Here is a 1,608-nt window from a genome sequence, read left to right as displayed (position 1 = left end):
TGATCACATTTCTAAAAAAATGAATGTGATGCAATTAGATCCAGAACAAGAGGAACAAAAGAAGGAGCTGTTAGAAACATTAGAAAGAGAAATCAATGATTCTCCTTTTCATGAAGAATATGAATATCAAGAAGAATCATCAGAAAGGAAGGAAGAATCCTCTTATAGTTCAGCGAATGAAGTAAAAACACTAGTAAAGCCTGGAAAGGAAAATAGAAAAGGATTCAAGATTATTGCGAGTGTCATAGGAAGCGTGGTGTTAATTGGAGCTGGTGCCATATTTGCCTTTAAGTTATTCTCTTCCGAACCAGTTTCGAGTGCAAATGCTGGCTCTGAACAATATGTAGTAAAAGGATTACAACAGGCAGCCATTCAGCAGTATGGAGAAGCCGTTAAATACTTCGATAAGGTCAATTACACAGAATTAGATAAAGATAGTCAGAAGGCAGTTCTATTTACTTATTTATTAAATGGAAGGGCAAATAAGGCATTACAATACGAACCGAAATTTGCAGAAAGTGTGGTTGCTTATTTTATTGGGATAGACAACATGAATAAAATCAATGAAATTGATGTCAAAAATGATGTAATCGACTTTGAAAAAGCAGCACTTAATAAAAAATATGAGGAGGTAATTAAGCTTAAGGGGAAAGTCAATATGGACGGTAGACGTGAAAAACTCATTGTTGAGGCTTTTGTAAATCTAAAAAAATATGAAGATTGTTATTCCTTTGCTAAAACGCAAGGAAATAAAAATGTAATTAAAGAGGTCAAAGAATTAGAGAAACGAGATATTCAGCAGTCTACGATAAGTGAAGAGGAAAAGAAAGCTAAGATTGAAAAAATTGATAAAGATCTACAGAACATCTAAGGGGGAGAGAATAACATGCCTTTAAATTACGAGAATCTGTACAAAAAAATGGGAATTGTTTTTCTTGGTGGTTCATTGATATTAAGTACGACAGGTTGCAGTTGGTTTGGAAGTAAGGAATCATCAAAAAGTAAATCAGCTATTACAAAAAAAGTAGATAAGAATAAACAGGAGGAAAAGAAAGAAGATCTGAACAAACAAGATTTTGAAGCAATTACAGAGAATGCAATTCAAAGTAAGGATAATGAAGTTGCTTATGTACTCGAAGAGCTGGATAAATCAAAAATTAATTTTAAAGAAAAATCTATTGTAAGTAATCTTCAAAATGGGGATGACACCACTTCTCGTGTTCTAGCACTCTTTGATAAAGAAACAACAGATAAAACACTTCAAGATACAACAAAAGATAATGTGATTGCAGCTATTACAGATAACAAGCCACAAGTCACCGTAAATGGAGATCATTTTGCATTCGGTGATCAAAATATTGATTCTTCAGTAGCAAGTATAGGTGATATTCTTCCACCAGAGAAGAAACCAGATACAATTGTGAACCCACCAATTATAACGGAGGATGAGAATGGTAATACGGAAAATACAGGGACAGAAAAACCAAAGCCACCAATAGAGCCGGAAAAACCAACAAATCCAGAGAAACCGACAGAGCCAGAAAAACCAACAAATCCAGAGAAACCGACAGAGCCAGAAAAACCAACAAATCCAGAGAAACCGACAGA

The 1,608-nt window shown here is 34.3% G+C and carries 1 protein-coding gene and 1 pseudogene; both read left to right on the top strand.

Going from position 1 to position 1,608, the window contains the following annotated elements; genetic code table 11:
• On the top strand, positions 1-871 hold an 871-nt coding region (locus ACLBXA_RS29250; RefSeq protein ID WP_447617735.1), incomplete at its 5' end, for a hypothetical protein.
• Between the two features lie 15 nt (positions 872-886).
• Positions 887-1,608: pseudogene (locus tag ACLBXA_RS29245) on the top strand (hypothetical protein); the annotation flags it as partial.

This window comes from Bacillus sp. D48C (assembly GCF_053345735.1).
This window is presented reverse-complemented; position numbering and strand designations above follow the sequence as displayed.